We start from the raw sequence: 5,516 nt of genomic DNA, 5'->3' as shown, positions 1-5,516 counted from the left end.
GGCCAGGCCTTCGCCGCGACGCGATGCCTTTGTCAACCGTATCGGCGAACTGGGCCTGGCGGCGCACGCCGTATCGGTCGAGGAGGCGGTGCGCGCGGCCGACATCGTGGTGACGGCGACTCCCTCACGCGAACCGCTGTTCGATGCCGCCTGGGTGAAGCCCGGAACCCATGTTGTTAGCATGGGCTCGGACGCAGCGGGCAAGCATGAATTGCCGAGCGACCTGTTGTCGAAGGCAAGCCTGTTCTGCGACTTGCTTTCGCAGTCCGTCCAGATCGGCGAGTTCCAACACCTCCGCGACGCGATCGACGCCGGCCTGCTTGCCGTAACACCAATCGGCGACGTCATTGAAAAGCGAGCGCCCGGACGTCGCTTCGAAGACGAAATCACGGTCTTCGACAGTTCCGGTATCTCCCTGCAGGATCTCTACATGGCCGGCGCGCTGATCCGCGCAAAGCTCCGCCGATGATCTAGACTGGAGCTTTGACGAAATCTACTTCATACGTGCTCAGCCAAACGAAATCTTGCATTGTGCTTTCAGCCATCGAGCAAGATCGTGAACTTTCCCAGACAGTTCGGTTTCTCCCATCCATATGAGCCCATAGTGGCTTCCGTCGGGATCGAAACCGGCCGGTGCGATGAGCCGCTCTCTATCTATGTCGTCGGTTGCAAGGACCATGGGACTGAGCGCAACGCCCAACCCCGCCGCTGCGGCTTCAACGATCAGGAAGTGATGGTCGTAAAAGCGGATTTCCGTGGGGCGCGGCACCGAGGAGTGGATAGATAACCAATGCGACCAGGCGTCCGGCCGGGTCTTGGAACCCAAGGCGACATATTCCCCCGATGCAAACGCCGGCGCGAGCTGAGGGCCCATGACTGGCCCCACCTTCTCAGGAAAGAGGCGCTGGACATGCCAGGCGTCGGGCAGCCCGAAGTCGAGCCGGCGGATGGCTAGATCTATCCGGTCGCGACGAAACTCGACAGGACCGCCACCCACTGACAGGTGTAAGGCGATCTCGGGATGCGCACTGTGGAAGTTTGGCAGTCGCGGAATGAGCCAACGCATCGCGACCGAGGGTTCGCATGAGAGAACCAGGGCGTTTTGCTCAACGTTGGCAGCCCGCAAGCCTTCGACCGTTGTCGCCAATTCCGTGAAGAAGCGGCCAAGGGTAAGATTGAGCGTCTCCCCGGCCGCCGTGAGGCGCAAACCCCGGCCACTTTTCTCAAAGAGTTTGAATCCAAGGTCTTCGGACAGCTTGGTAATCCGACGGCTGACGGCGCCATGGGTCACGGCGAGACTGTCTGCGGCCAGCCGGACGGAGCCGAGACGAGCCGTCGTCTCGAACGCTCGCAGATCATCCAGTGAGGGTATTTCGGACCGCTTCATCGGTGAGTTTGTATCACCGATTCGACATAGAAACTATCGCTTTTCAAGAGGCGTAGGATCGGCATGATTGATCCATGCGAACCAATAGCCAATATACGATCGGTATCCTCGCCGACGACCTGACCAGCGCCGCGGATGGCGCCGGACCGTTCGTCGAGCGAGGTTTGCAAGCTGTAGTCGGCCGAGCCTGCCTGCCGGCGGAGGAGGCAACGATCCTCGCCGTCGACAGCGGATCGCGATCTGCTACCGCCTCGCAGGCTGCGGTACTCGCGGCGGAGCTTGCCGTGCAGCTCGCTTCGCGCGATGTCCTCTACAAGACCGTGGACTCCACTCTGCGGGGCCATGTGGCGGCTGAACTGGAGGCCGCTTTCAAGGCAAGCGGTCGCAAGATGCTTGTCTTTGCTCCGGCGTTCCCCGCGGCAGGTCGCACGACCGTGGGCGGCGTTCAGCTCGTTGATGGCGTTCCGGTAGCGGAGACCGCCTATGGTCGCGACCCCGTTCATCCGGCGCGGCAGTCACGGCTGGTCGACTTTGTTCCGGCCTCCGTCAGCAACGCCGTCATTCTCGATGCCACGACGCAGGATGATCTCGACGCACAGATTGCCGCCCTGCCGGATCCGGAAGCTATCCTTTGGGTGGGTTCCCCGGGCATGGCGTCGGCCCTGGCGAAGCGCCTTGCGCCGGTTGCGGCTGCATCGAATGCGACCGTGGCGGCCTGTGGCGACATTCTCGTCGCGATCGGCAGCGCCAACCCCCTCAGCCATCGTCAGGCCGATCAGATCGCGGCGGACGCTCGGGTTACCTTGCTTCGGGCTCCGGCCCAGCGCGCAGATGATCCCATGTCCGTCTTGCACGACATCGCTCGGGAAGCGACTAGACGACTGCTCGACAAGCGCTTCGATGTCGTGATCGCCACCGGCGGGGATACCATGGAAGCGATACTCGACCTCCTGGAGATCCGGGGCTTCGAGGTCCTGCGGGAGCTCGAGCCAGGCCTTCCGCTGGGCCGCGCCTTCCTCAGGGATGGGCGCGAGTTTCTTATCGGCATGAAGGCAGGCGGCTTCGGTGACGACGACACGCTGCGCCGCGCAATCGCCCAACTCCGCCAGAATGCGTTAGAACCAGAACAGGCATTGTCATGACGCAAGCCGCTCCCCTTGCCATCACGATGGGCGACGCCTCCGGCATCGGCCCGGAGATCGTGTCGAAGACATTGGCCAACGGCAGTGAGCGCGCGGTCGTTTTCGGCAGCTACCTCGTGATGGAGGAAGTCGTCCATCGCCTGGGTCTCAACCTAGCGGTCAAGCGCATCGCGGGAGCTGAAGAGGCGCGCTTCGCGCCGCGGTCCATCGAGATCGTCGAAGCGACCGAAATCTTGGCGCTCCCTCCGCTTGGGATCGTCAACGCTACTTCCGGCCAAGCTTCCTTCGACGCAATCACATCCGCCATAACGGCCGCCAAGGCCGGCAGCGTGAGCGGTATCGTTACCGCCCCTATCAACAAGGAAGCGATGGGATGCGCGGGCATTCGCTATCCAGGACACACCGAGATTCTGGCGGAGTATGGCGGCGCAAAGCGAGTCGCCATGATGCTGGCCAATGACGATATCCGCACGGTTCTGGTCACCATCCACACATCGCTTCGCAAGGCCATCGACCAGGCCGATTTCGACGCACAGATGTCGGCGATCCGGTTGGCGCATGACGGCGGCAAGGCCCTCGGGATCGCGGCACCGCGAGTTGCAGTCGCAGGGCTCAATCCACACGCCGGTGAAGGTGGTCTCTTCGGTGACGAAGAAATCCGGATCATACGGCCTGCGATTGAGGCGGCGCGCGCCGAGGGCATTGATGCCAGCGGACCCTGGCCTGGCGACACGGTATACATGCAGGCCCGCAAGGGTCGCTTCGATGTGGTCGTAGCCCAATATCACGACCAGGGGCTGATCCCGGTGAAATATCTTGGCCTCGAAAAGGGCGTCAACATCACGCTGGGACTGCCGTTCGTCCGCACTAGCCCCGACCACGGAACGGCGTTCGATATCGCAGGTCAAGGCATAGCCGATCCCACGAGTCTGAAAACTGCGATCGCTTATGCACGGCGGCTCGTGGCTGCGCAAACCGAGACCAAAGAACATGAAAGGCTAATCTGATGGGCCTCCGCTTCATCTTCATGCTCACGCGCAACGACCGCACCGTCGAGGACGCGTCGAAACAACTTCAGACCGCTTTGAGGCTCGGCGTACGCCATATCGGCTTCAAAGATATCGGCCTGCCGACCGACCAGCTGATGGCCCTCAACGTCGCCATCAAGGCGGGCGGCGCGACCTCCTATCTCGAGGTTGTGTCGCTCGACCGGGACAGTGAGATCGTTTCGGCACGCGCCGCGACTGAGATTGGCGTGGATGTGTTGCTGGGCGGTACACGCGTCGATGACGTCCTGCCGGTGATCGCCGGCACAGACATCCAGTATTGCCCCTTCCCGGGCCGTATCATGGGCCATCCCAGCGTTCTGGAGGGGAGCATCGAGGAGATCGTCGAAAGTGCCAAGGCGCTTGCGGGGCGGGAGGGCGTGCATGGCCTTGACCTGCTGGCTTACCGGTCCAAGGAAGACGTTCCAACTCTTATGAGGGCGGTCTGCGCCGCCGTGTCCAAGCCCGTCTATATCGCCGGCTCCATCGACACGCCCGAGCAGATCGCCGTGGTGAAGGCGGTTGGCGCTGCCGGCTTCACGATCGGCACCGCCGCGCTCGATGGCAAATATCCAGCGCAGGAGGACGGCGTGCCGGGTCAGCTCGCCGCGATCATTCGCGACGTCGCCGCGCTCAACAATCATATTTCACCATTCCACAAGAGAAACCTGACGAACGCGTTCCAGCGCTTCTCCGACACCCGGACGCCGAAGATCGCGGGCCAGGTCAACGGTATGCAGATCAAGCTCGCCAAATTCGAGGGCGAACTTTCCTGGCGTTTCCACAAGACGGAGGACGAGCTCTTATTCGTGCACAAGGGGCGTCTTCTCATGAAGTTTCGTGACCGCGACGAGATTGTCGAGGCGGGCGAATTCATCATCGTGCCGCATGGCGTCGAGCATTGCCCAGTCGCACTGGACGACACCTGCGATGTGATGCTGCTCGAGCCGGGCACCACGCCGAACACCGGCACGGCAGCCGATGCGCGAAGGATTGCTGAACGCGGCCAGGTTTGAGGAGCGTGCGCGAACTAGTAAACTGGCACCGAAATTCGGTGGCACAGTAATTCACTCCGACAGGTTCTCAATTCATGCAATCCAATGCTATCCGCCTCGATTTCCGCTCTGATACGGTCACCCGCCCCACCGCGCAAATGCGTGCGGCGATAGCGGCCGCCGACGTGGGCGACGATGTCTTGGGCGATGATTTCACAGTCCAGGCGCTCGAGGCGCGCGTTGCCGCGATATTCGGCAAAGATGCGGGACTGCTGCTGCCGACCGGCACCATGGCCAATCTCGCTGCGATCATGAGTCATTGCCAGCGCGGCGAGGAGTATCTATGCGCGAGCGGAGCGCATACCTATCTGTGGGAAGCCGGGGGCGCTGCCGTGCTGGGCTCGGTCCAGCCGCAGCCTTTGCCGGTCCGGGCCGACGGCACGATCCCCATCGAGGATCTACACGCCGCGGTTAAGGACGACGATCCGCATTTTGCAGTCACGCGTCTGGTCACCATAGAGAACACGTTCGCCGGGCGGGTTTTGCCGCGAGAACATCTGGCCGAGGTCGTCGAATTTGCGCGGGAGCGGAAGCTCGCGACCCATCTTGACGGTGCGCGGCTGTTCAACGCGGCTGCGGCGCTCGGCGTTGATGTCGGGTACCTGGCAGAGGGCTTCGATAGCGTGTCGCTGTGCCTTTCAAAAGGGCTCGGGGCGCCGCTCGGATCAGTGCTGGTCGGCGATGCCCCATTGATCGCCCGTGCGCGCCGGTGGCGCAAGATGCTCGGCGGCGGCATGCGACAGGCCGGAATAATAGCAGCGGCGGGGCTGTACGCGCTCGACCATCACGTCGACCGTCTGATCGAGGACCACGCCAACGCCCGGGCGCTCGCGGACGGCTTCATGGGAATTGAAGAACTGACGGTGACACCGCCGCAGTCCAACGT

At 62.5% G+C, this 5,516-nt stretch carries 5 protein-coding genes and 1 pseudogene; 5 read left to right on the top strand and 1 reads right to left on the bottom strand.

The genetic code is table 11. The features are described 5' to 3' along the window. Positions 1 to 469, top strand: a pseudogene (locus tag EN738_RS29910) (ornithine cyclodeaminase family protein); the annotation flags it as partial. Between the two features lie 39 nt (positions 470 to 508). On the opposite strand, the gene EN738_RS29905 reads toward EN738_RS29910, so the two are convergent. Next, the gene (locus EN738_RS29905; protein ID WP_127286776.1) at positions 509 to 1,387 is read right to left on the bottom strand and encodes a LysR substrate-binding domain-containing protein; all 879 of its coding nucleotides are present in this window, start codon (positions 1,385 to 1,387) and stop codon (positions 509 to 511) included. A 74-nt stretch (positions 1,388 to 1,461) separates the two neighbouring features. Here EN738_RS29905 and EN738_RS29900 point away from each other — a divergent pair, with 74 nt between their 5' ends. The 4 genes from EN738_RS29900 to ltaE form a co-directional block, all read left to right on the top strand. Continuing rightward, the gene (locus tag EN738_RS29900; RefSeq protein ID WP_127286775.1) at positions 1,462 to 2,529 is read left to right on the top strand and encodes a four-carbon acid sugar kinase family protein; all 1,068 of its coding nucleotides are present in this window, start codon (positions 1,462 to 1,464) and stop codon (positions 2,527 to 2,529) included. After that, on the top strand, positions 2,526 to 3,536 hold the full coding sequence (gene pdxA / locus EN738_RS29895; RefSeq protein ID WP_127286774.1) for a 4-hydroxythreonine-4-phosphate dehydrogenase PdxA: 1,011 nt from the start codon (positions 2,526 to 2,528) through the stop codon (positions 3,534 to 3,536). Before EN738_RS29900 ends, pdxA begins: the two co-directional genes overlap by 4 nt. Continuing rightward, positions 3,536 to 4,591 carry a cupin domain-containing protein gene (locus tag EN738_RS36975; RefSeq protein ID WP_127286773.1) on the top strand — a complete coding sequence of 352 codons (1,056 nt, stop codon included), beginning with the start codon at positions 3,536 to 3,538 and terminating at the stop codon, positions 4,589 to 4,591. The genes pdxA and EN738_RS36975 overlap by 1 nt, the downstream gene beginning before the upstream one ends. 74 nt (positions 4,592 to 4,665) lie before the next feature. After that, a partial coding sequence (ltaE, locus tag EN738_RS29885; protein ID WP_127286772.1) for a low-specificity L-threonine aldolase occupies positions 4,666 to 5,516 on the top strand: 851 nt, incomplete at its 3' end.

Origin of the sequence: Mesorhizobium sp. M4B.F.Ca.ET.017.02.2.1 (assembly GCF_003998955.1) — a bacterium.
Taxonomy (GTDB): domain Bacteria; phylum Pseudomonadota; class Alphaproteobacteria; order Rhizobiales; family Rhizobiaceae; genus Mesorhizobium; species Mesorhizobium abyssinicae.
This window is presented reverse-complemented; position numbering and strand designations above follow the sequence as displayed.

Excerpts from the sequence above, each read along its gene's own strand:
- EN738_RS36975 (WP_127286773.1), top strand. The coding sequence starts at position 3,536 with ATGGGCCTCCGCTTCATCTTCATGCTCACGCGCAACGACCGCACCGTC.
- EN738_RS29900 (WP_127286775.1), top strand. The coding sequence starts at position 1,462 with ATGCGAACCAATAGCCAATATACGATCGGTATCCTCGCCGACGACCTG.
- pdxA (WP_127286774.1), top strand. The coding sequence starts at position 2,526 with ATGACGCAAGCCGCTCCCCTTGCCATCACGATGGGCGACGCCTCCGGC.
- EN738_RS29905 (WP_127286776.1), bottom strand. The coding sequence starts at position 1,387 with ATGAAGCGGTCCGAAATACCCTCACTGGATGATCTGCGAGCGTTCGAG.